Genomic DNA, 20,913 nt, shown 5'->3' with positions numbered 1-20,913 from the left:
GCCCTTGCCCTTCTGCCATCGGCAGGGCCATCATCGAACCTCGGTCGAGCGCAGAGTGCCCTTGCGGGCACGGAGCGCGATGATCTGCCCTGTCTTCGCCGCGATCCGGAGGGCTGATGTCTGTCACCGCTGTCGATCGGCTCGGCGAGTTCCGCATGGTCCTCCCCATGCTCAGGCCCGAGGTGATGGCGCAAGTGCGCGAGATCGTGCGGGCCCAGCTGCGGATGTGGCGAAAGGGTGAGTTCAGCGACGTGGTGGAGCTGGGGGTGACCGAGCTGCTGAGCAACGTCCTCCTGCACACCGCAGGCGGCGGTGAGCTGCTGGTGCGGGAGACCGTGGACGGCGTTCGTGTCGGCGTCATCGACTTCGATGACCGGCTGCCGCAGGCCCGGGAGCCGAAGCCGGACGCGACCGGTGGACGAGGGCTCCACCTGCTCACCTGCCTCGTGGGTGACCTGGAGACCGAAGTCCTTCCGCAGGGCAAGGAGATCGGGTTCAGCCTTCGCCTCGCCGAGGGAAAGCCTCCGGCTGACCGGCCGGTCGCACAGGGGTCCGAGCGTCGTGGAGTCGTGTCTGGCACGGCAATTGACGGTGCATCGGGAGCCCTAGACTCGTGGGTTCCCCGGCGCGGCCTCACTGACGGGCCGCAGGGGCCGGAGCCGCGGTCCCGTGCGCTCCCGGTGCTCGTTTCCGACCACGTGGAGGATGTCTCGATGCCCGAGAAGGTCACCAAGGAGAAGGTGCTTGTCTACGTCGTGCGCGACGGACGGCTGCTGGTTTTCCGGCACACCGATTACAGCTACGAGGAGGTCGGCATCCAGGTCCCGGCCGGCAGCATCCGCCCCGGGGAGAGCCCGGAAGCCGCAGCGCTGCGGGAGGCCCGGGAGGAGACCGGGCTCACGGAGTTCAAGATCGTCAGCAAGCTCGGTGAGACCGAGTACGACATCAGCCCCTACCGGTTCGAGATTCAGCACCGGCACGTCTTCCATCTGGAACTCACCGAGCCCACCCCGGAGCGGTGGATGAGCCAGGAGGACCACGACGGCGAGCAGGAGCCCACCCACTTCGAGTGCTTCTGGATTCCGCTGGAGGCCGCGCACATCCTCCAGTCCGGCCAGGGCGCCCTACTGGGACTCCTGTCCGACTGATCCCGACCGGTCACGGCAGCAAGGGAGGCAGCCGATGCACCGCACCACCGAACAGCACCACCCGATCGACCGGCTCTACCGGAGCCTTCAGCCCGAGGACACCAGCACGGCGGTGTCGGTGATCGTCAAGCTGCGCGGGGAGACCTGTGACATCGACTGCCCCCACTGCTACGAGAAGCGCAAGGAGGTGCCCGGAGGAGCCCGGATCAGCGCCGACCAAATCGGACAGCTGGCCCGGCTCTTCCGGAACCGTCCGCTCGCCGTCGAACTCCACGGCGGGGAACCGCTGACCGCCGGGCGCGAGGCCATAGCCGAGGTCCTGCGCGAACTCGCCGCCCAGCCGCAGGTCGTGCGGGTCTCGATGCAGACCAACGGCGTCCAGCTCGACGAGCGGTGGCTTGACCTCTTTGACGAGCTCTGCCCCCGCCTACAGATCGGTGTCTCCCTCGACGGCGACGCCCAAGGTAACGCCTGGCGCATCGGCTACGACGGCCAGCCCGTCTACCTCCGTGTCGCGGCGGCCCTGGAACTGCTGGCTGAGCGGGGACGCAAGATCGGCGTCATCGCCACCGTGACCCCGGCCATACTGGGCAGGGCCGAGCAGGTGCTGGACCACCTTGCCGCCTTCGAGGCGGTCAACGCGGTCAGCTTCGTGCCCGCCTTCGACAGCGCCATCCGCCGATCCACCATGGTGCGGACCCGGCGCCTCCCGGCCAGCCGTCTGCTCCAGCAAGCCGCCCTCGTGGGCGACGGCGGCCCGGCATGGGCGATCCACCCGGACGAGTACGCCGAGTTCGTGCTGTCTGCCACCGCTCATTGGGTCACTGCGGGGCACTTCGCCCGCATCAAGCTGGAGCCGGCCGTCTCCACGATCCGGCGCCTGCGCGGGTTAGGAACCGGCTTCTGCCACTTCTCCGACCTCAAGTGCGACCACGTCTTCACCCTCTACCCCGACAACCGATTCGGTAGCTGCGACGAACTGCCCTGGCCCCAGGCCCGCCTTGTTCAGCTCGATGAGGTCACCGGCCAAGACGAGCTTGCCCGCCTTCAGCAGGACTCCATCCTGCTGAACCAGGGCAAGGCCCTGATGGCCAAGTGCACCAGCTGCGACTATCGCGCCACCTGCGGCGGCGGGTGCATCGCCACCCGCTGGCGTCAGGACCCGGCTGCGGACGGCGACCCGTACTGCGATTACCGGATGCGCATGGTCGACGGCATCGCCGCCCTCCTTGCCCAGCCCGACAACCCGGACGGCGTCTGGTGCCAGACCTTGCGTTGGAGCCCGCGCACCCCGAACAGCATGCGCGACGTGAACACCTTCACCACCCGCTGGGACAACCCCGCCGACGTCCGCGCCGAGGTTCGCCTGCACACCAGCGAGCACGGCAACATCAACACCGTCGGCCAGGCGGGTATCCACGAAGCCGACGACCTCGACCCAGCCCACCCCCAGTGGCGCGAGGCGATCGAGCACCGCGTCTGGCCCTTGGTCGACGCCCTCACCATTGGCTGGGGGCTGATCACCTACGACAGCTGCCAGGGCCACCCGTACGACGGCTTGGACCTGGAGGCAGCAGAACTGCGGGTCGGCCTGCTGCCGCGCGACCGCGCCGAGTACGCCCGCGCCGCAGCAGCCTTGTGTCGCGCGGCGACCGCCGCCGCCACGGTGCTGCCCGGCGGCATCGAGGTCCGCGTCGGCCGCTCCGAACTGACCTGCGAGACCTCGGGCACCACCGTCCCGGTGCTCGACCTCAGCCTCCACCCGGACCACCGGCAGGACTGGGACGGCTACTTCGCCCACCTGGACTCCGCCATCGGCGCTCTGGCCTACGCACTGACCGCCGAACACCCTACGGGCACCATGTGCGCCTGCCCGCTGCCGACCCCAGCCGCTGCCGCTTCCACGACGGTGGCGGGATGAGGCCCGGCGACGAGGTGACCGTCCACCAACTGCTCGGACGGATCTCCTACTTCCACGCCCTGTTCATCGAGCCCGCCCTACCCTCGGCCCCGGCCGCTGTCAGCGGTGAGACCTGCTGCAACCATCGCACCCCGGCAGGGAAAGAGCGGCCGGACGCGGCCGGGCTGCTGGCCGGAACGGCATGGGCCGTCCTTGACGAGATCACCACCACCCTCGGCGCCCACGCTCGACGCTGCCCAACGCACGGGCCGGGATGCTGTGCGACGTGCCGCGTCTCCTCCGCAGCCACCACCCTCGCCGAAACCTGGTTGGCCACCGAGCACCACGCCTACCAACGTCCCGAGCCCAACACCCAGACCCGGCAGGCATGCCGCGAGGCCGCCGCCACCCGCATGACCCGCGTCTTCGTCCGCCAGCACCACGCCCCCTGCCCCGCCGTCCATGGCACGGAGAAGGCCGGGGCCTGGCTGCTGCCCGGCGCCGATGAGCTGCCGCTGACCGGCGAACTCCTCGCCCTGTGGCGCCATCCACTGGCCGGTGGCCGCAGCCCGGTCGTCAGTTGGCTCAACCACTGCACCGACCTTGACGACATCCGCCGCGTCCTCGAAACAAGGAGGCCCACCCCGTGATCCACATAGCCGAGACCGTCGGCGTCAGCAGCATCGAGAACTTCCTCTGCCCCGACGAACGACTCCACCTCGCCACACTGATGCACGGCGTCCTCGCCGATGACCCGAGCCGCTTCGGCGATGGGCGCCGGACCTCCATCCACGAGATCCCCGGCCACAGCCACGAGCAGGCCATGGCCGTCTACGAGCCCGCTGGCCGCATCGAGATCCGGGACATCCCCGCCGCCGCGGAGAAGATCCTCCAGGACGCCTTCGAACGCGCCCGCCCGGCCTTGGCCCGGGTCATGCCCTCCATCACCGTGTGCCGCCCGTGGACGTACGTCGAGTACGGCGAAGGCCAGCACATCACCAGCCACCTCGACGGTATCGCCCCCGACCCGCTCGCCTGGCCTCGCCAGATCGCCGGCATCAGCGTCGTCATCACTGCGGCCGACTCCGGCGGCGGCTTCTACATCGAGACCGTCTCTCATGACCGGCTCTGGGACCGCCAGGCCCCCGACCCGGCCTCGCATGGCTACGCCGACGGCATGTGGCTGGCCCACGACGGCGCCGACAACTCCAGCCCGTGGTTCCAGCAGATTCCCCGCACCCGCTGGTCCGTCGATCCGGCCCCCGGCACCGCGCTGCTGTACGGCTCCCAGCTCGCCCACGGCACCGCGCCGGTCACCGCCGGGCGGTGCGCGAAGTTCATCAGCTGGCTCGCCGCCGAGGAACCGAGGAGCTGACCACGTGCTCATGGCCCTGGAAGGAACACCCGGCGCCGGCAAGAGCACCCTGCGCGACCGGCTTCTGACCGACGCCCGCACCCGAGGTATCCCCCTCGACCACATCGGCCAGTTCTCCTGGCTCTCCCTCGCCGCCACCCGCACCCTGGTAAGCCTTCGGGCGGGACACGGCGCCGACGACCCGGCCGACGCAGTTGAAGCAGCCTGCCGGGACCTCGACCTTCACGCTCGCTTCAACCTCACCCCCGCCCTCGCCTGCGGCCCGGTGATCGCCGACCGGCTCAGCCTGTCTACCGCCTGCCTGCTCGCCCTGGTCCACCGTCGCCCCGTCGCCGAGTACGTCAGGCGCCTCGCCGACCAGCAACAGGCCCGCCCCCATCTGACCGTCCTGCTCACTACCGACCCCGACCTGTGCCAGAACCGGCTCGCCGGCCGGGAGACCGCACTGCGATTCAGCGACCAGCCGGAAACCACCGCTCGCCTCGCCGACCTGTATCGGCAGGCCGCCACCGCCTGGACCATCTGCACAGGCTTGGAGGTCTGGCGGCGGCCCTGTGCCACCACGGACGACCTCGACCAGCTGGCCGCCGACTGCCTCACCTACATGCACGGCTCCACTCGCCCGCCCACGACCACGGAAGCGAGCTGATGAACCTCCACCCCCTCCACCCCGCCGCCTGGGTCCTCGACCAGCTACGTTCGGACGGCTGGCAGGTGAGCGACCTCCTCGCGTTCACCCGAGCCAGCACCCTGGTCACCGCCCACCGAGACGGGCAGCAGTCCGTCGTTCTGAAGGCGGGCTTCGGCAGCAATCACGTCCTGGCTGAACTCTCCGCCGACCAGCGGCCCGCGGCGTACGGCTTCTACTGGTACGCGCAGATGAGCGAGGCCGAACGCGCACTGGCCCGCGAGGACTTCCGCCACGAGACCGACCTCACGCAGGCCGTCAGCGGAGCCGACCACGTCGTCCCCCTGCTGGACCAGGCCCAGGGCGAGCGGTTCGACTGGTACACCATGCCGTTGTGCGACGGCGGGAACTTCCGCACCTTCATGACCTCGTACAAGGACACCGACGAGGGGTTGAACATCCTCGCCGACGTCGGCGACGGCCTGGCCACTCTCCACCAGCGCGGCATCGTCCATCGGGACGTCTACCAGGAGAACATCCTCATCCACCAGGGCCGCGGGATGATCACTGACCTCGGCGCGGCCCGCCGCCTGTCCGCCGAGCGCGGCCCCGAGCACCGAGGCCCCGAGGTCCACTGGCCGCCGGAGTACATCACCGGCTACCACCAGGCGGGACCTGCGGCCGACGTGTTCAGCCTCGGCGTTCTCATCTACCGCTACCTGTGCGCGGACATCCCCCGCCTCGGCGGCCACGCCAACCTCGCACTCATCCCCGCAGTGCTGCGGACCCTGCTCGTCGCCGCGCTCGCCGACCAACCCGGTGACCGCCCCGGCATGGACGACCTCGCCGCCGCACTCCGCACCGCCGCTCGCACCGCCCGGTACTGACCAGGGAGGCCGCCGTGCCCAGGGCGAGATCACCGCCCGGTGCCCGAGCACCGACGCGAAGGGCATCCATCAGCACCATCCGGACAACCAGAAGGGAACCACCGCCATGGACCGCATCTCCGAGTTCCTGGACGCCGTCGAGGACCTGCGCGGCGAGGACGAGGACGTCCGCACCACCGCCCACACCTCCAGCGTCTCCGCCGAGGGCTGGCCGGCCGCCGAGGGCGACGCCGCCTGAACACCCGTAACCGTCCGGCGCGCTGAACGCCGACGGTAACCACCCGGGGCCGGACCCGACCGCGGCGGGCCCGGCCCCGGGCCACCCTCACTCGAACAGGAGCCCACACGTGGACAACCCCGGCCTCTTCGACTTCCCGCCGACCACCCGCCTGCACGACGAGCGCACCCGCAAGATCCACACGATCCTCAGCCCCGACACCCAGCCTCGGCCCTCGGGCCTGGGCCCCGCCGCCGACTACTGCCTGGCCCACCACGCCCTCGAAGGCGCCGAGAGCGCCGCCCGCTCGGGCGAGCGGGCCACCTTCGACTGGTACACCGCCAACCTGTACGCCGACGCCGCCACCAGCTCCACCCCCACCGGCATCGGCCCGCGCGTCGTCGTCGCCCCCGACCTCACCGACCTGCCCCGCTCCCCGATCTCGGAGACCCCGTACTACGTGCTCGGGCCCGTCACCGGACCCGCGCCGATCCCCCTGCGGACGCTGGCGGCCGGAGCGTTCGCCACCGCCGCCGACACCGGCTTCGGTACCCTGCTGGCCGCCCACGCCGTCGTGGTGGTCCTGCTACGGACCAAGCAGCTCGGTCACACCCTCGACAGCTGGACCATCACCCGCCTGCCCGGCACCGTCTTCCTCGACCACGTAGGCGACCACATCATCCTGGCCCGCGACCTCATCCACGAAGCCGGCCACAACTGGCTGAACGACGCCCTCACCGCCACCGGCTGCAAGATCGACGACCAGGCCGCGTTCCACTCCCCGTGGAAGCAGAGCATGCGGCCCGCCTTCGGGTTCCTCCACGCCTGCTGGGCCTTCCCCCTCACCATGCTCTACACCGCCCGCGTCCTGGAGCACACCGAAGGCGACGTGCACCGCTTCCTGACCGCCTACCTCGACCAGCAGCGCGGCCACCTCATCACCACCGCCGCCGACCACCCGCGCGCCCTCGAACTCGTCGGCGACGAGGACCTGCGCGAGCGCCTGGCCGCCGTCCACCGCCAGGCGCTCACCCTGTGACCGCCGACCGCCCAGGCACCCCGGGCCTCACCCTGCTCGTCCGCCTCCCCGGCCAGGAACCAGCCCGCTGGCACACCGGCCTGGCCAGCGTCGAGCACCACGTCCCGATCGGGCCCGGCACCGCCTTCAACACCGGCTCCGTCGCCAAGCAGATCACCGCCCACCTGGTCCTGCTCGCAGCCCGCGACAACCTGATCCACCTCCACCAGCCGGCCGCCGACCTACTGCCCCGCCTGAAGCTCACCGACGTGACCATCGCCGACCTGATCACCCACACCTCCGGCATCCGCGACGCCGAATCCCTGCTCTCCCTCGCCGGACTGCGCGACCTCGACCACTACACCGCCGACGACCTGCGAACCCTCGCCTACCGGCAGCGCGAACGCGCCCTGCCCGAAGGGCAGTTCCTCTACAGCAACACCAACTACCTCCTACTCACCGAACTCCTCGAAACCGTCCACCGCACGACGCTGGCCGACCTCGCCCGTCGACGGATCTTCGACCCGCTCGGCATGCACGCCACCCACTTCCAGGCCGACCCCCGCCAGGTCATCCCCGGCGCCGCAGCCGCCTACCGGCCCACCCGGGACGGCTGGCAGCACACCCAGACCCCCGTCGCCCTGCCCGGCCCCGGCACCCTGTTCACCACCACCGGCGATCTCGACCGCTGGCTCGGCCACCGCCACCAGCGGTGGCAGCACGACAACACCCTGCTGCCCGGGGAAGAGGTGCTCGGCTACCGGACGGCCGACCACCAGCCGTACGTGTACGGGCCCGGTCTGTACGCCGATCCCCGCCCCGGGCACACCGCCGTCTTCCACTACGGCCACGAACACGGCTTCTCTGCCGTCACCCACCTCACCCGTGACGGTCTGCGGATTGTCTGCCTGGCCAACAGTGCCGACCTTGCTGCGGACCATGCCGTGGCTGCCGTGCTCCGCGAACTCTCTGCGCACCCAGGCCATGATCTGGAGCAGTTGTTGCCCCTGGCGGTTGGCCACGCGCGACGAGCGGTAGAAGCTGCTGGCAACGGAAGGGAAGAAGACGGCGGACCGCTCCGTCGCGAGCTTGGTGACTTTGCCTGTGACCAGGTCCCGGGAACCCTGCGCCTCACCCGGACCGGGGACACCTTTTACCTGTGGCGCCGTGGCACCGCAGATCGCCTCGCCCCCGCCGGCCCCGCCACCTGGGAGGGGGACGGCTACACCCTCACCATGCACAACGGCCCGGCCTTGCCTACGTACGACTGCGGCCGTCCTGACTGCGTGGGTCGCCACAGCTGAGCGCTGCCGACTGTTAGAGCGGCGGTGCAGTCAGCGCTTGTGGCGAGACCGAATCCAGGTTGCTCGGCCCGCCGTATGCGGCATATCGCGTCTTCGTCGTGTCGGGCTCAGTCGGATGAGCTGGCTCCGTAGCCGTGGCTCTCGTAAATACCTGCTCAGCACGAGCAGTGGTCAGCCGAATCGCGCCGAACGGCCCCACCGAGAACCCTGTCCGGTACCCGTGCATGTGGAGCTGTTCCACCGCTTGGACTCCGGCGTCGACATCCGGCGTGTCGGTGGGCGGGACGAGGGCGTGCAGTTCCTCCTGCCACTCCCATCCGAGATCGCGGAGCACGGCGCGGGCCTCCACCTGCTCCCAGCCGCTTCGCGCGAGCAGCCCGCGCTTCGGGTCGGTGTCGAAGACGACGTGAGGGTTCGAGATCACGATGCGGTACCTCCGGTGGTCTCATCGGTCCAGGCGGCGAGCTGGAATCGTGCGGGCCGGTCGTCGTGCCGTCCAAGGCGGCAGTCGTCGCCGGCCTTGCCGAGGGCCTTGTTCATCCGGCTGAGGAACCGGTCGTACTGCTCGTGCCAGACGACGGTCGAGCCCGCGTCGGCGTAAGCGTCGTCCCGGGCGAAGGCCAGGGCGGCGATCTCGTACCCCAAGCCTTCGTGCTTCTTCCAGCAAGGCGGGATCACGTCCTGCGGCTGCCAGGCGTACGCCTCGTTCAGCCAGCGGCACACCGCGTCCAGCCACGCGGGCATCGGCTCGATCAGCTCGGCCGACAGGGCGCCGAGGTCCCACGGCGGGGGGCCGTCGACCACGGACTCCTCCGCGCTCCGCTCCGCGATGTACTCCAGAATCAGCGCGGGCGGCTCGGGGAACGGCTTGAACTGCGCGAGTGGATTCGTCACGCGGCGGCTCCCCGCGCGGCCCAGGCAGCGGCGTGAGCTGCGGCCTGCTTCTTCTTCGCTGCGGACCGTCGGCGGCGCTCCGTCTCGTTCGCTGCACGCAACTGGTGGACGTGCGCTTCGATCTCCGGCCAGGAGTCCCAGGTCCACATGCCGTCGAGGCGAGTGATCACGGGAGGCAGGTTGTCGGCGAGCACAAGCGCGTGGCCTTCCGGCAGCGACCTGATCTCGTCGCTCCGCAGGACCGGCTCCAGCGCCATGTGGGTGGCGGTCGAGTGGCTGCCACGGTCGCCGCCGCTGGTGGTCTTCGTGGTGCGCTCGCGTTCGACCTGACCGCACAGGTCGGACAAGTCCTTGAGGAAGCCGGGGTCCTTCGCCCCGCCGAAGACGACGACGTTGTTGGTGAAGCTCGCCAGCTCGTTCGCGGTGTCCTCGCCGAACCGGGCGCGGGCCGACGCCCAGCCCTGGAGGCCGATGATCACGGTGATGCCCCGGCCGCGGCCGTCGGCGACGCGCTGCCGCAGGCTGGGGATGGGAGCGATGTTCGGCGCTTCGTCCAGCGCGCCGAGGAGGGGCGGGTCGAGTCGGCCGGCGGGCGAGGCGACGGCGTGAGCTTCGGCGATGTCGAGCAGGTCTTCCGTGATCGCGGTGGTCAGCGGGGCAACGCTGTTCACTTCGCTGTCCTTACCGAGCAGGTAGACGGTGCCGCCCGCGTCGAGGAGTTCGGTGAAGTCCGTGGGGTCCTCGCCGTCTCCCAGCAGGGCCCGGAGGACCGACTCGTGCATGAGGGGGGCGAGGGCCGCGTCCAGGGTCGAGGCGGTGTTGCCGACGGTCCGGCTGTCGCCGGTGGTGGCCGTTCGGAGCATGTCCGCCCAGCCGGGCCCGGCGCCGGGGTGGGCGTCGAGGATGCCGACCGGCGCGGGATCGGTCAGCTTGCGCGCCCACTTCAACACCCACTCCAGGCCCGCCCCGTCGAGGGCGGCGGCGTGGAAGTACGCCGCGAGGATCTTGGCCGCCTGGCCCCTGTAGAAGGCCGCACCCTCGCTGGACTGCGCGGCGGCCCCCGGGGTGCGCGAGCCGGCGACGAACGCCTTGGCCCTCATCATCGCGGTCTCTGTCTCGGCGGCGCCCGTGATCGGCGTCCACCGGAACTTCGGCAAGGAGGGAGCGATGTCCTGCGGGTCGAAGACCAGGACCGGACGGCCGTCGGTGCGCCGGGCGTCGAGGGTCAGTTCGACCAGGTCCGCCTTTGTGGAGGTGGCGAGGACAGGCCCGGGCCACCGGCGGATGGTCGGGGCGAAGAAGCGCAGGGTCTTCCCCGAGCCCATGGGACCGATGACCCGGCACGCCTTGTCGGCGCGGGACCAGAGATCCACGCCCTTCGGGCGCTGGGAGGTCCCCAGCGAGTAGCCGAAGTCGTGCGGGAGGAGAGGGTGTTGCAAGGCGTGCTCCGAACGAGTGGGGGAGGTGGGTCAGCGGGAGGCGGATCGTTTCTTCGCCAGGGGCACCGCTGTGCGGCGCTGGCGGGCGTCACCGCTGGTGAGGGAGGGCCGGATCTCCGTGGCCTTGAGGACAGCTGCGGCAGACAGCTGCCGCTTGAGCAGGCCCTTGTCCGCGAACCCGGCGTTGCGGGCTCCCCGCTTCATCAGCAGCCACACGGTGGCCATGGCCACAGCGCACACGGCGGCGACGGCGTACAGCGCCACGGACATCCCACTGGGCATGACGTCCACTACGCGGCCCTCTGTCCGACCCGGGCGGCGAGGTAGCGCATACGCCGGCCGCAGAGCTGGGAGACCGCCGCATCAGGCCCGGCACACCGCGGGGGAGCCGTGTGGAACGCGCCGTGGAGGTCCTCGGCCGCGCGCCAGAGGTGGGTGACGGCGGCCCGGACACGACCTCCGGCCGCGGAGTAGTCCCCGTGGTCGAGGACGGTGGCCAGTGCCTTCGTGCGCCGGGCGAGTTCGAGGGCGTCGGCGTGCAGCTGGTCGATCTCCCCGCGGACCGCGTGGTGGTCGACCGGGAGCGCGGTCCCGGCGGTAGTGATGGTCATGGAGCGCGTCCGTTCCGGATCTGCCTGGACGGGGCCGACGGCGAGGAGGTGACGGGAGCCGTTCACGCCGCCTCCGGGTAACTGGTGGAGACGTCGGTCATCGAGCCGGAGGAGAAGCACAAGTGCTGCTCCGCCACCACCAGCAGGTGCTGAACGGCGGGATAGATCACCTCTCCCACCACCCACAGCGCGATTCCTCGACGCAGACGCACGATGTGGTCCGCCGTCCAGGAGGGAAGCCCCAGTCTGGCCACGGTGGCTTCCGCTTCGGCCTTTTTCATCGAGTAAATGACCACGGTATCGGCCATTTTCAGCGCCGCCTGCGTCTCCGGGGAGTCATCAATATCTGACAAGTGGTGGACGATGAAAATGCACGACAATCCCAGACCGCGTGCAAACTTCAGGAACTTTTCGAGCAGGGCGGCCAGCTGAGGGGTGCCGAGAATGTGCCACGCTTCCTCAGCAATAAGAATGCGCTTGCGCTGGGTGTAGCGGCGGCAGCCCGTCGCCGGGTTCGGACCCACCTCCCAAGCGCCGGAGTCCGCGTCGACCACGACGCGCTCGTGCTGGCTCGGCTCCGCCCCGCACTCGCACAGCGGTCGCAGCCAGACCTCTTCGAGGAACACGCTGATGACGGCGACCAGGATCGTCATGGCGACGCCGCCGGACGGGACCTTGGTGAGGTCGAAGACGACCATGTCGCTGTCGAGGCCCACCCCGAGGCTGGTCGGCCCGTCGAGCATGCCGACGAGGTCCCCCGTCGAGTCCTGCTCGCTTCCGCACAGCCGGTCGAGGACGTAGGACGCTTCGAGTCCGTCGCCGAGGAGTTCGTCCCGGGTCCGCTGCTTCGCGACGGCGTCGGACTCCTCGGGTGCCCGCAGCGCGGCGGCGACGTCCGCCAGCAGCGGCGTGCGCCCGAGGGTCTCCGCCCGCTGGTGGGCCCGGCGGATCGCGATCCGCAAGGCGGAGCCGGCGAACTCGTCCAGGGTCTTGCCCAGGCCGAGTTCAACGATCGTCCTGACCAACTCGGTCTGCCTCTTGCCCGAGATGGCGGGGTCCATCGGGTTGATGCAGGAGGCACCGGACCCGCCGCCCGGGGCGAACTTCACCGGGGCCTTTCCGGTGAGCGAACGGCCGAGTGCCGCCCATTCGCCCTCTTCCCTTTCCTTCTGCTCCTTAGTGTCCAGGACCACGACCTTCCGGCCGAGGCGAATTTGCCGCGCGGCATAGGTCTTGGTGAGGGCACTCTTTCCACGCCCGGTATCGCCCATGACGATCATGTTGCCGCCGGGCAGTCCGTCGCCGAAGGCCACGAAAGGGCAGTAGATGAATGCCTTTCCGGAATACAATTCGCGGCCGATGATCGCGCCTGCACTGCCCAGGGTCGGCGGGGCCACCGGCAGGAACAGGGCCTGGCTGGTGGTCGTCTCGGTGTAGAGCGGGCGGCGCACGGTCTGGTGCATCGGCGACAGCGGGGCGAGGGTCAGCAGGTCACTCACTTGATGCCTCCGGCGAGGGGCAGGGTGTTCGCGAAGGCACGGGCGTGTTCGAGGTCGAGCCACTCGATCCGCAGGTTCGAGTTACGGGCACGGCTCGCGGTCGTGCGCTTGGTGCGCTCCAGCTCCTCGATGCTGCGGGCGGAGATCGTGATGTAGCCGACGACCGCGGAGCCGGCCGCGCCGGAGGCGGCCAGGGCCATGCCCCGGGAGCCGGTGGCGCTCGCGGCGATCTGGTCGCGGGGGTCGATGTTCCTGCCCCGCTGACGGTCGCGGTGCATCTCCGCCTGGTTGTTCGTGTCCTCCGCCAACATGCGTTCCACCGCCTTGTCGTTCGGCTCCAGCTGCTGCGTGATGGAGAAGGTGCGGATCACGTCGGGCATCCCGATCAGCAGGGGAGACAGGAAGCCGGGGCCGACGGGCGTGGTGGGCCAGCTGGCGACGTAGGCCGTGGCGTGGAACCAGCTCTCGGTGCTTCCCGCCGCGCGGGTGGCCACGTGGCTGCCCTGGCGGACGTCGACGTTGCGCGGGAAGGCGTGAGCCCTGGGGAGGTCGTTGTCCCAGATGGCGTGGTCAGGGTCGAAACTGTTACGGATCAAGGCCGTCATCCGGCCCTCGTCCAGCGGGGCGACCACCGAGAGGTCGGCGTCCTCGGCGCGGGACCACAGCTCGTCCAGGTAGATGGCCATCGCAGCGGCGATCCCGTCGTCACCGGCTCCCCGGGCGGAGCCCTCGGCCGCCAGGTCCCGGGTGAACTTCGCGTGGATGGTGATGTAGTACCGGTGTTCCTCGGCGCTGGTCGACACCGCGTTGGCCAGCTCGTTGTACGAGTCCTTGAGCCACTGCGGGGCGTTGGCCGTCGCCGCGGACTGGTCGCGCTGCGCGATGAACCGCTGGTGGGCGTACGGGTCGGACTTCATCTGCCGGGCGAGGACCTGAATCCGCTTCACCGGGTGTTCCTCGACGTTGCCGAACGCATCGAGCAACTCCCCCCAGCGCTCCAGCGCGACGACCTGCTCCCCGACGTCCTTGCCGCCCAGGCCGGGAGAGCTGACCTCCAGCGTGGCGGTGACGCAGCCGGCCTCCGGCTGGAGGACGACGACGGCCTGCTGCCCGCGGACCGTCACCGGAACCCAGGTCATGCCCGCGATACCTTCGGGCTCCGTCAACGCGGCGTCCGGAGGCGTGCCGTCACGGCGCACGCCCGCCTCGACCGCAGGCGACACCCAGACACCGCCGGTACGGCGGAGCGCCTTGCGGTGGTAGCGGTTGATCCGCCACCAGCGGTAGAGGGACCGCCGCTGTGAGGTGCCCTTCGGCCGGTACGGGGCGTAGACGATCGCCAGGGCGATCAGGATCGGCGCCACGAGGCCCGTCGCCGCGAGGGCTGTCGCGCCGCTGAACGCGAAGCCGAGCAGGAGGCCGGTCACGGCGCCGCTGCCGAGAACGACCTGCTCGCCGAGGTCGCGGCGGCCAACCAGGCCCGTGGGGCGGTGCTTTCCGAACTGGTACGTACGAGTCGACATGGGTCAGTCCTTGCTGGGGTCCGGCCGGCCGGGTGCCTGTCCGCCAATCGGCCGCGAAGGCGGCGCGGTCGGGACGGAGGGTCCGGGGGCCGGGGTGGTTCGTTGAACGGGGGAAGGGGAGGAGTGCGGTGCCGGGCGGGGCGTCGGTGCCGTCGGGGGCACGGGTGCCGGGGCAGGTGCCGCCGGGGACGGAGCCTGCGGCGCGAGCGGCCGTGCGGCGACCGGAGCAGGGGAGGCTCCGGCGAAGCTGTCCCAGTTGAGCGCCATCCGGGACTGCGGCGCCGAAGGCTGGGCAGGGGTCGCTCCGACGACGGGACCGGAACTCGTGCCCTGCGGGCGGGCGTTGGCCGGAGTGCCGGAGGCTGCGTCGCCGCCGGGCGGGGCAGCGGCCGGTCCGACGACCGGTCCGGAACTCGTGCCCTGCGAGCCGGCGGTGGCCGGTGCCCCAGAGGCTGCGTTGCCACCCGGCGAGGCCGGGGCCGGGCTGGAGGTTGCCCCCGCCGGACGGGCAGCGGCCGGATCGCCGGAAGCGGCATGGCTGCTGGCTGCGGACCAGTCCGGGGTCGAGCCGACGACCGGACCGGACGTCGGGCCCTCCGGGCTGGCGATGGCCGGAGCGTCGGAAGCGGCGTGGCCGCTGGCCGCGGACCAGTCCGGGGCCGAGCCGACGACCGCACCGGAGGAGGTGCCTGCCGGGGCGCTCGGGGCTCCGGTGTGGCCGCTCGTCTCGGAGTGGCCCTGGGCCTGGTCGGAGCCGAGGCCGCCGTTGGCGGCGTCCGCACCCTGCGCGCCGGGGGAACTGGCGGCCTTGTTCTTGGCCATGTCGAGTCCGGCCTTGGCCACGGCCGCCCCGACGGCGACGGGCCCGCCCGCAGCGGCGGTACCGCCGCCCATCTTGGCTCCGGCCGCCTTGGCGCCAGCGGACTTCCCGCCGCCGCCCACCAGGGAGTCCTGCACACGGGAGTTGATCGCCCGGTTCGCGTGCTGCCCGGGGCCGTCGATCGCGGCGGCCGGGCCGGAGGACTGGGCCGCCTTCCGGTCGTGGTGGAGCTGTGCCATGTGGTCGCCGAACTCCGGCAGCCACTTGTACAGCGTGGCCGACGCGAACACCGCGAGCAGGAGGATCAGCGCGCCGACCAGCGTCTTGGAGACCGCGTCGGACATGGAACCCGTGGTGTCGCTCAGGACGGCGCCACCCAGGCCCAGCAGGGCGAAGAGGACCGGCTTGGACAAGCCGATGGCGAAGATCGCACCGAACCACTTCTTGCTCTTGCCCCACAGGTCACGGTCGACCAGACCGGCGTTCACGATGGGCCCGAGGGCGACGGCCACGTAGATCGCGGCGCTGCGGATCAGCAGCTCGATCCACATCAGCAGCGCGCCGGCCATCATGATCAGGTTGACCACCAGCAGCTGCCCCACGCCCTCGCTCGGGTTGGCCGCCATCACCGTGAGGATGTTCTCCAGGAACGGTTTGAAGTTCTCCGTCGCGTAGGGCTCGAAGACCGCCGTGACCTCGTCGATTGCCTTGAGCAGCAGGGCGAGGGCCCCCGGCGTCAGCGCGTTGACGGTGAACTGGAGGAGCAGGAAGCCGATCGCCTCCGACACGGCGGTGGTGATGCCGACCCCGCGGACCGCCCGCTTGGCCACGGCGACGAACCACAGCGCCACGGTGAGCAGGCAGCTGGCCGCGAAAATGATCGCGTACTGCTTCAGGAAGCCGGGCGACGTGAGGTCGATCTTGGTGGTGGCCTGGATCAACTCCAACATCTTGCGCAGGAACCAGATGTTGGCCTCCGTCAGCTTCTGCAGCAGGAAGCCGAGCGGGTCCTTGACGAAGTCGATCGCAGCCTTGGCCTCGCACACCATCGGGATGTAGCAGAACGGGTTCGCCACCGCGGCCGGGACGAAGAGGAACCCGAGGACGACGTTGACCACTGCGATGGTCCGGAGCCGGCGCCCCCAGCGGCTCGGCGCGGTCCGTTCGACCCGCAGCAGGCCGGGGGCGTCATCACGCAGTCGCAGGCGCATTGCCGACACCCCCCACCTCGGAGAAGCTGTCGGCCGAGTCCGCCTGCTGCATCGCGGGCGGCGACGGCACGAGAGGCGCGGACGGCGTGACCGAGGTCGTCTTCCACGTGCCGTCGGCCCAGGTGAGGTCCACGGTCATCCGCAGGAAGGCGACCTGCGGGCGGCGGGTCTCCTCCCCGCCCGCGATCCCGCCCGCCGACGCGGTCCAGAGCTCGATGCTCGCGGCCTGGCCGGAGCAGGAGATGGTGCGGGTCGCCAGGGCGGCCGTCCGGGTGATCAGCTCGCTGCCGTCCGCCGACTTGCCGTTGGTGCCGACCCCGCGGTTCTCCGTGACGAGGCGGGCCGTCGCGTCGGAGTCCGACGTGACCGACTTGAGCACGCTCGGTGCTGCGGTGGCGGCCAGCATCCGGTGCCGCCACTGCTCATCGGTGAAGAACCGCGTGTCGCCGTAGAGCATGACGGCGCTGACCGCAGCGGCACGGGCCCCCTGCTCGTTCTGCTCGTAGGGCGCGGGGAGGCCGTCCGGCCGGGCCGCACCGGTCACGACCGGATCGTCCGCAGCGGCCGGCACGTAGCCGGAGAAGTCGGCGGCGACGTTGGACGCCTGCCGCGCGTCGATCGGCGCGACGAGCCCGGCGGTGCTCGAACTGTCCTTGAGCTTCCAGTCGTTGGCCTCCCAGACCAGGGTGACCGTCACCGACCGGTACCCCGCCACCGGGGTCGCGTGCCCGGCCGCGCTGCCGCGGACCGTGGTGGTCCACAGCCGGATCATGGCCCCCTGGTCGTCGTAGCCCAGGACGCGGGCGGAGAGGACGCCGGTACGGGCGATGGCCTGATCGGCGGAGACCTCCGGGTTGTCGCCCCGGAGGGAGGCGACCGACTCGGCGGCGGCCAGGTCGGCCTTCTTGCCGGCTGCGTCGGCGGCGTCCCGGGCGGACATGGCCGCCACGGCGCGGTGCCGACGCTCGCTGTTGGTGAGGAAGGCGGTGCTGCCGCTGACCACGGTGTAGTTGGCCGCCGCTGCCTTCGCGCCGTCCTGCGTGTGCGGGTAGCCGACGGGGACACCGTCGACCGCCCGGGCGCGCTCCACGTTCACCTGCGGGGCCGCGTGTGCGGGCGAGGGCGCCGAGGGGGCGGGCGTGGACGGCGAGCCGGTGGCGAAGCTGACGATCACTCCGGCCAGCGTGACGACCGCGACCCCGCCTGCGGCGATGCCGGAGAGCTTGGCGGCAGGCCGGGGTGGTCCGGCCGACCGTGAAGAATCGTTTCTCCTACGGAGTCGAGAGGCCATGGGTCACACGCCCATGCCGTAGGTGATGCCGAAGATGGTGCCGAAGCTGGCCACCAGGAAGACCACGGTCAGGCCGCCGACCATCAGTCCCTTGCCACGGCTGCTCTCCATGGTGCTGTGGCCTTCGCCGAACCACCCCTTCGACTTGCCGACGCCGGCGAGGAACGCGCCTGCGCCGATGACGAGGGTGACGGCGGCGATGACGCCGAGGATGACCTTCGCCGTGCCGCCCAGCTTCCCGAAGGGGCCCCAGTCCGGGGTGACGCCGGAGACGACGTCGGCACCTGCGGCGAGGGTGGTGTGCAGGGAGGGATCGGCAGCGGCAGACAGGAGGTTGTACATGTTCAGGCCCTTTGGTGAGTGTGGGATGAAATGAGGGTGTTTGTGGCGATTAGCCGACGTGCCGCATGGCGATGATCTGAGGCGTCCAGACACTGAGCGGCTGGATGCGGACCTGAGCGCCCGTGTGCGGGGCGTCGATCACCTCGTTGTTGCCGATGTACATGCCGACGTGCTCGGGGCCGGAGTCCCCGGGGACGCTGAACAGCAAGTCGCCCGGGGCCAGTTGAGAGACGCTGGCGACGGCGGTACCGGCCCTGACCTGGTCGTAGGTCACCCTCGGCAAATTCACCCCTGCCGAGGCCCAGGCCATCTTGGTGAGCGACGAGCAGTCGCAGCCGCTCCCGCCGGTGTACGGCGACTCGCAGGGGCCGCCCCACAGGTACCAAGTCCCCAGCGCCGTCTTCGCGGCGGAGATCGCGCGGGCGGCTCCCTCGCCGACCGGGAGGTTCGGCTGGACGGCGTCCGCCCACTTGGCCGCCAGGTCGCGGATGCTGCGGACGTAGTTCCGGGTTTCCTCGTACGGCGGGATGCCGCCGTACTTGATCACGGCCCCGCCGCCCGCGTTGTAGGCCGCGAGCATGTTCTCCGTGGAGTCCCCCGGCACGTCCTTGACTTCCTTGGCCAGGGTGCAGTCGTACTTGGCCTGCGCCGCGATGGCGTCGGCGGGGTTGCGGATGTCCTTGATCCCGTCGCCGTCGCCGTCCTGGCCGTGCTCGGCCCAGGTGCCGGGCATGAACTGCGCAATCCCGACGGCGCCGACCGGAGACACGGCGTCGGGATTGAAGTTCGACTCGGTGTAGAGCTGGGCCGCCAGCAGGCTGGCCGTCACCTGCGGGCACAGTCCCGCGTGCTTGTTGATGAGGTCCCGGACCCAGCCGGGGACGGGTGCGTCCGTCGAGATGCCGCCGCCCGGGCCGGCCTCCTTGGCGGAGGCACTGTCGGCCCCGCCGAACGTGGTCAGCAGGGCGATGCCGGTGACCACCATGGCGGAGGCGAGGCCCAGGCCGAACTTCGAGCCCGTGTTCATCGCGGCCTCGTCACGCCCAGGGCAGGGCGGTGACCCGCCAGCCCTGGGAGACGTGCTCAAGGCGCAGGGCGAGCTGTTCACCGCTCCGCCGCGCGGGCCCGGAGGCCGGGGTGGTGGTGAGGGTGTAGTTCACCCGGACCAGGGCGACGGCTCGGGTCGGCGCCGGTGCGCCGTCGGGAACCTTGGTCGAGTTGATCTCGACGGTCTGCCGGGCCTGCTCGGCGCGGAGCGCTGCCCAGGCCGCCTCCTGGCCGGGGCGCTTCTGGCTGAGGATGGCCACCAGGTCGCCGGATGCGATCTGGGAGGCGCGGGCCCCGGCGTCGGCGAACGAGCTGTCCTTGCCGTCGCGGGCGTCGTGCTCGGCGTAGGCGGTGGTGAACGCCCGTGCGGCCTGGTCGACGTCCGCCGGCAAGGTGGCGTTCGGCGGTGCCGCCGGGTCTTCTGCGGACCGGACCGAGGTCGCCACCGCGGAGCCCGCCGAGACGGTGTTCGGCTGCGCGGCCGAGGGGCGGGAAGCGTCGGGCCCGCTGGAGCAGCCGGTCGACAGTGCGGCCAGCGTGCCGACGATGCCCATGGCGGCGGATATGCGTATGAAACGGGTGGATCGGGGCATGGGGAATCCGCAATCTCGGTGCAAGGGGGATTTCGAGTGATTGGGTGTTGCGGCCCCAGGGGGGAGGGCCGCAACACCCCTTCGCAGGGGAGGGGGATTTCCTCTGCGGGCTTTATCGGCGGGTCATCGCCGTAGAATTCACGGGCGAGGGGGCAGTCCTGTGCCGCCCTCTGTCCGCTGAGTGCCCACTGGCCTTGTCGGCAGACCTTCGTCCAGGTCAGATGCCGATTCCAGTACCCGTCAACCCGTGGCATAGTTCAGGGGAGGGTGCGCGAAAGCAGTCGCTCATATCAAGGCCATCAGCCCCTCTCGGGAAAAGGGGAGCCCGTTGGCCGGGCTCCGGCGGGCCGATAATCGCCTTGTGGCGTTGGCCGTGCCTAAATCCTCACAGAGGTCTGCGGACAACTCGAATCAGCAAAAAAGCCGGAACCTAATTCCAGGAATTAGGTTCCGGCTTCGTGGTGGAGAGGCTGTTTCAGCCGGCCTGGCGAAGGTGCTCGATCGCCACCCCGAGCCAGGGGGCGGCGGGCCCGCCGATCAGCAGCGGAGCGCACACGCTGTACGAGAGCACGAGCTCCCCGGGTCCTGCCGTGAGGCCGGTGAGGAGGCAGTGGTCGAAGGGCATCCAGGTCGAGGAGCCGACCGGCCTGAGCCGCACTCCGGTGGAGGTCAGGACGAGGCGGGCCGGGGTGTGGTCGCGCCACTGCTGTTCGGCGGCGGCCTCGGCGTCCTGCCGCCGCCGGGCGTCGAGCGGGTTGGGCACCCACTGCTGGCCGAACGTCGGGTGGTTCTCGTAGTACCCCCCAGTCGACTGCGGATACACGATGTCGGTCCCGTAGAACCGGGCGGCCCAGCACGACACGTCCGCAAGGGCGGTCTCGCCCACGGCCAGCGGTACGCCCGCCACCTCGACCGGCACCAGCCGGCCGCCGGTCCGGAGATGGGCCGCGAGTGCGGACGCTGCCTGCTCGCCTTCGGCGCGGACGGCCTCCTCGGCGCGGGCGGCCTCCTCGGCGCGGTTCTGCCGACGTCGCCACATGGCCTTTCCTTCCTGGTCAACGGGGCTGGCGGGGGGGGGGGGGGGGGGCGCCGCGCCCCCCCCCCCCCCCCCAACAAAAAAGAAAAAAAAAAAAAAGAGGGACCCCCCGGGCGGGGCGGGGGGGCGG

22 protein-coding genes are annotated in these 20,913 nt (G+C 70.7%); 9 read left to right on the top strand and 13 right to left on the bottom strand.

Annotated features, from left to right (window positions below):
- The first annotated feature begins 116 nt into the window (after positions 1 to 116).
- The 9 genes from ACFVYI_RS23590 (at position 117) to ACFVYI_RS23550 (ending at position 8,477) form a co-directional block, all read left to right on the top strand.
- Positions 117 to 1,148 carry an NUDIX domain-containing protein gene (locus ACFVYI_RS23590; RefSeq protein ID WP_387888765.1) on the top strand — a complete coding sequence of 344 codons (1,032 nt, stop codon included), beginning with the start codon at positions 117 to 119 and terminating at the stop codon, positions 1,146 to 1,148.
- 34 nt (positions 1,149 to 1,182) lie between these two features.
- A complete protein-coding gene (locus ACFVYI_RS23585; protein WP_387888763.1) occupies positions 1,183 to 3,069 on the top strand; it encodes a radical SAM protein in 1,887 nt (628 codons plus the stop codon).
- A complete protein-coding gene (locus ACFVYI_RS23580; protein WP_387888761.1) occupies positions 3,066 to 3,698 on the top strand; it encodes a hypothetical protein in 633 nt (210 codons plus the stop codon). The genes ACFVYI_RS23585 and ACFVYI_RS23580 overlap by 4 nt, the downstream gene beginning before the upstream one ends.
- Positions 3,695 to 4,423 (top strand): hypothetical protein, encoded by a 729-nt coding sequence (locus tag ACFVYI_RS23575; RefSeq protein ID WP_387888760.1) that lies wholly within the window; start codon positions 3,695 to 3,697, stop codon positions 4,421 to 4,423. The genes ACFVYI_RS23580 and ACFVYI_RS23575 overlap by 4 nt, the downstream gene beginning before the upstream one ends.
- Positions 4,424 to 4,427: 4 nt before the next feature.
- On the top strand, positions 4,428 to 5,072 hold the full coding sequence (locus tag ACFVYI_RS23570; protein ID WP_387888758.1) for a hypothetical protein: 645 nt from the start codon (positions 4,428 to 4,430) through the stop codon (positions 5,070 to 5,072).
- Positions 5,072 to 5,938 (top strand): protein kinase, encoded by an 867-nt coding sequence (locus tag ACFVYI_RS23565; RefSeq protein ID WP_387888756.1) that lies wholly within the window; start codon positions 5,072 to 5,074, stop codon positions 5,936 to 5,938. The genes ACFVYI_RS23570 and ACFVYI_RS23565 overlap by 1 nt, the downstream gene beginning before the upstream one ends.
- A gap of 106 nt (positions 5,939 to 6,044) precedes the next feature.
- Positions 6,045 to 6,176 carry a hypothetical protein gene (locus ACFVYI_RS23560; protein WP_387888753.1) on the top strand — a complete coding sequence of 44 codons (132 nt, stop codon included), beginning with the start codon at positions 6,045 to 6,047 and terminating at the stop codon, positions 6,174 to 6,176.
- 109 nt (positions 6,177 to 6,285) lie between these two features.
- Positions 6,286 to 7,194, top strand: a complete 909-nt coding sequence (locus ACFVYI_RS23555; RefSeq protein ID WP_387888752.1) for an aKG-HExxH-type peptide beta-hydroxylase — start codon at positions 6,286 to 6,288, stop codon at positions 7,192 to 7,194.
- Positions 7,191 to 8,477 carry a serine hydrolase domain-containing protein gene (locus ACFVYI_RS23550; protein ID WP_387888750.1) on the top strand — a complete coding sequence of 429 codons (1,287 nt, stop codon included), beginning with the start codon at positions 7,191 to 7,193 and terminating at the stop codon, positions 8,475 to 8,477. Before ACFVYI_RS23555 ends, ACFVYI_RS23550 begins: the two co-directional genes overlap by 4 nt.
- A gap of 13 nt (positions 8,478 to 8,490) precedes the next feature.
- Here the strand turns inward: ACFVYI_RS23550 and ACFVYI_RS23545 are convergent, their stop codons facing one another.
- From ACFVYI_RS23545 to ACFVYI_RS23485, 13 genes are all read right to left on the bottom strand, one after another.
- Positions 8,491 to 8,901: a hypothetical protein gene (locus ACFVYI_RS23545; protein WP_387888748.1), complete on the bottom strand. Its 411-nt coding sequence runs from the start codon at positions 8,899 to 8,901 to the stop codon at positions 8,491 to 8,493.
- Positions 8,898 to 9,371, bottom strand: coding sequence for a hypothetical protein (locus tag ACFVYI_RS23540; RefSeq protein ID WP_387888745.1), 474 nt, complete (start codon positions 9,369 to 9,371; stop codon positions 8,898 to 8,900). Before ACFVYI_RS23540 ends, ACFVYI_RS23545 begins: the two co-directional genes overlap by 4 nt.
- On the bottom strand, positions 9,368 to 10,810 hold the full coding sequence (locus ACFVYI_RS23535) for a type IV secretory system conjugative DNA transfer family protein (RefSeq protein WP_387888743.1): 1,443 nt from the start codon (positions 10,808 to 10,810) through the stop codon (positions 9,368 to 9,370). Before ACFVYI_RS23535 ends, ACFVYI_RS23540 begins: the two co-directional genes overlap by 4 nt.
- A gap of 30 nt (positions 10,811 to 10,840) precedes the next feature.
- On the bottom strand, positions 10,841 to 11,092 hold the full coding sequence (locus tag ACFVYI_RS23530; RefSeq protein ID WP_387888741.1) for a hypothetical protein: 252 nt from the start codon (positions 11,090 to 11,092) through the stop codon (positions 10,841 to 10,843).
- An 8-nt stretch (positions 11,093 to 11,100) separates the two neighbouring features.
- A complete protein-coding gene (locus ACFVYI_RS23525) occupies positions 11,101 to 11,421 on the bottom strand; it encodes a DUF6238 family protein (RefSeq protein ID WP_387888738.1) in 321 nt (106 codons plus the stop codon).
- A gap of 62 nt (positions 11,422 to 11,483) precedes the next feature.
- Positions 11,484 to 12,920 carry an ATP/GTP-binding protein gene (locus tag ACFVYI_RS23520; protein ID WP_387888737.1) on the bottom strand — a complete coding sequence of 479 codons (1,437 nt, stop codon included), beginning with the start codon at positions 12,918 to 12,920 and terminating at the stop codon, positions 11,484 to 11,486.
- Positions 12,917 to 14,443 (bottom strand): SCO6880 family protein, encoded by a 1,527-nt coding sequence (locus tag ACFVYI_RS23515; protein ID WP_387888735.1) that lies wholly within the window; start codon positions 14,441 to 14,443, stop codon positions 12,917 to 12,919. Before ACFVYI_RS23515 ends, ACFVYI_RS23520 begins: the two co-directional genes overlap by 4 nt.
- 3 nt (positions 14,444 to 14,446) lie before the next feature.
- Positions 14,447 to 16,474, bottom strand: coding sequence for a hypothetical protein (locus ACFVYI_RS23510; protein WP_387888734.1), 2,028 nt, complete (start codon positions 16,472 to 16,474; stop codon positions 14,447 to 14,449).
- The gene (locus tag ACFVYI_RS23505) at positions 16,455 to 17,648 is read right to left on the bottom strand and encodes a hypothetical protein (protein WP_387888733.1); all 1,194 of its coding nucleotides are present in this window, start codon (positions 17,646 to 17,648) and stop codon (positions 16,455 to 16,457) included. The genes ACFVYI_RS23510 and ACFVYI_RS23505 overlap by 20 nt, the downstream gene beginning before the upstream one ends.
- 120 nt (positions 17,649 to 17,768) lie before the next feature.
- Positions 17,769 to 18,107 (bottom strand): hypothetical protein, encoded by a 339-nt coding sequence (locus ACFVYI_RS23500; RefSeq protein WP_051741238.1) that lies wholly within the window; start codon positions 18,105 to 18,107, stop codon positions 17,769 to 17,771.
- A 49-nt stretch (positions 18,108 to 18,156) separates the two neighbouring features.
- On the bottom strand, positions 18,157 to 19,134 hold the full coding sequence (locus ACFVYI_RS23495) for an NlpC/P60 family protein (RefSeq protein WP_387888731.1): 978 nt from the start codon (positions 19,132 to 19,134) through the stop codon (positions 18,157 to 18,159).
- 10 nt (positions 19,135 to 19,144) lie between these two features.
- Entirely contained in the window at positions 19,145 to 19,747 is a 603-nt protein-coding gene (locus ACFVYI_RS23490) for a hypothetical protein (protein WP_387888729.1), read from the bottom strand.
- Between the two features lie 475 nt (positions 19,748 to 20,222).
- Complete coding sequence (locus ACFVYI_RS23485; RefSeq protein ID WP_387888728.1) at positions 20,223 to 20,786, bottom strand: hypothetical protein; 564 nt, start codon at positions 20,784 to 20,786, stop codon at positions 20,223 to 20,225.
- Positions 20,787 to 20,913 lie beyond the last annotated feature (127 nt).

It is taken from the genome of Kitasatospora sp. NPDC058218 (assembly GCF_042882445.1).
GTDB lineage: Bacteria > Actinomycetota > Actinomycetes > Streptomycetales > Streptomycetaceae > Kitasatospora.
Note: the sequence above shows the minus strand (reverse complement) of the source record. Positions and strands in the feature narration are given on the sequence as shown.

What these genes read in the sequence shown, in the direction of transcription:
- ACFVYI_RS23515 (WP_387888735.1), bottom strand. Translation starts at nt 14,443, where the DNA reads ATGTCGACTCGTACGTACCAGTTCGGAAAGCACCGCCCCACGGGCCTG.
- ACFVYI_RS23580 (WP_387888761.1), top strand. Translation starts at nt 3,066, where the DNA reads ATGAGGCCCGGCGACGAGGTGACCGTCCACCAACTGCTCGGACGGATC.
- ACFVYI_RS23485 (WP_387888728.1), bottom strand. Translation starts at nt 20,786, where the DNA reads ATGTGGCGACGTCGGCAGAACCGCGCCGAGGAGGCCGCCCGCGCCGAG.
- ACFVYI_RS23585 (WP_387888763.1), top strand. Translation starts at nt 1,183, where the DNA reads ATGCACCGCACCACCGAACAGCACCACCCGATCGACCGGCTCTACCGG.
- ACFVYI_RS23590 (WP_387888765.1), top strand. Translation starts at nt 117, where the DNA reads ATGTCTGTCACCGCTGTCGATCGGCTCGGCGAGTTCCGCATGGTCCTC.
- ACFVYI_RS23490 (WP_387888729.1), bottom strand. Translation starts at nt 19,747, where the DNA reads ATGCCCCGATCCACCCGTTTCATACGCATATCCGCCGCCATGGGCATC.
- ACFVYI_RS23495 (WP_387888731.1), bottom strand. Translation starts at nt 19,134, where the DNA reads ATGAACACGGGCTCGAAGTTCGGCCTGGGCCTCGCCTCCGCCATGGTG.
- ACFVYI_RS23510 (WP_387888734.1), bottom strand. Translation starts at nt 16,474, where the DNA reads ATGCGCCTGCGACTGCGTGATGACGCCCCCGGCCTGCTGCGGGTCGAA.
- ACFVYI_RS23565 (WP_387888756.1), top strand. Translation starts at nt 5,072, where the DNA reads ATGAACCTCCACCCCCTCCACCCCGCCGCCTGGGTCCTCGACCAGCTA.
- ACFVYI_RS23560 (WP_387888753.1), top strand. Translation starts at nt 6,045, where the DNA reads ATGGACCGCATCTCCGAGTTCCTGGACGCCGTCGAGGACCTGCGCGGC.
- ACFVYI_RS23530 (WP_387888741.1), bottom strand. Translation starts at nt 11,092, where the DNA reads ATGCCCAGTGGGATGTCCGTGGCGCTGTACGCCGTCGCCGCCGTGTGC.
- ACFVYI_RS23525 (WP_387888738.1), bottom strand. Translation starts at nt 11,421, where the DNA reads ATGACCATCACTACCGCCGGGACCGCGCTCCCGGTCGACCACCACGCG.
- ACFVYI_RS23500 (WP_051741238.1), bottom strand. Translation starts at nt 18,107, where the DNA reads ATGTACAACCTCCTGTCTGCCGCTGCCGATCCCTCCCTGCACACCACC.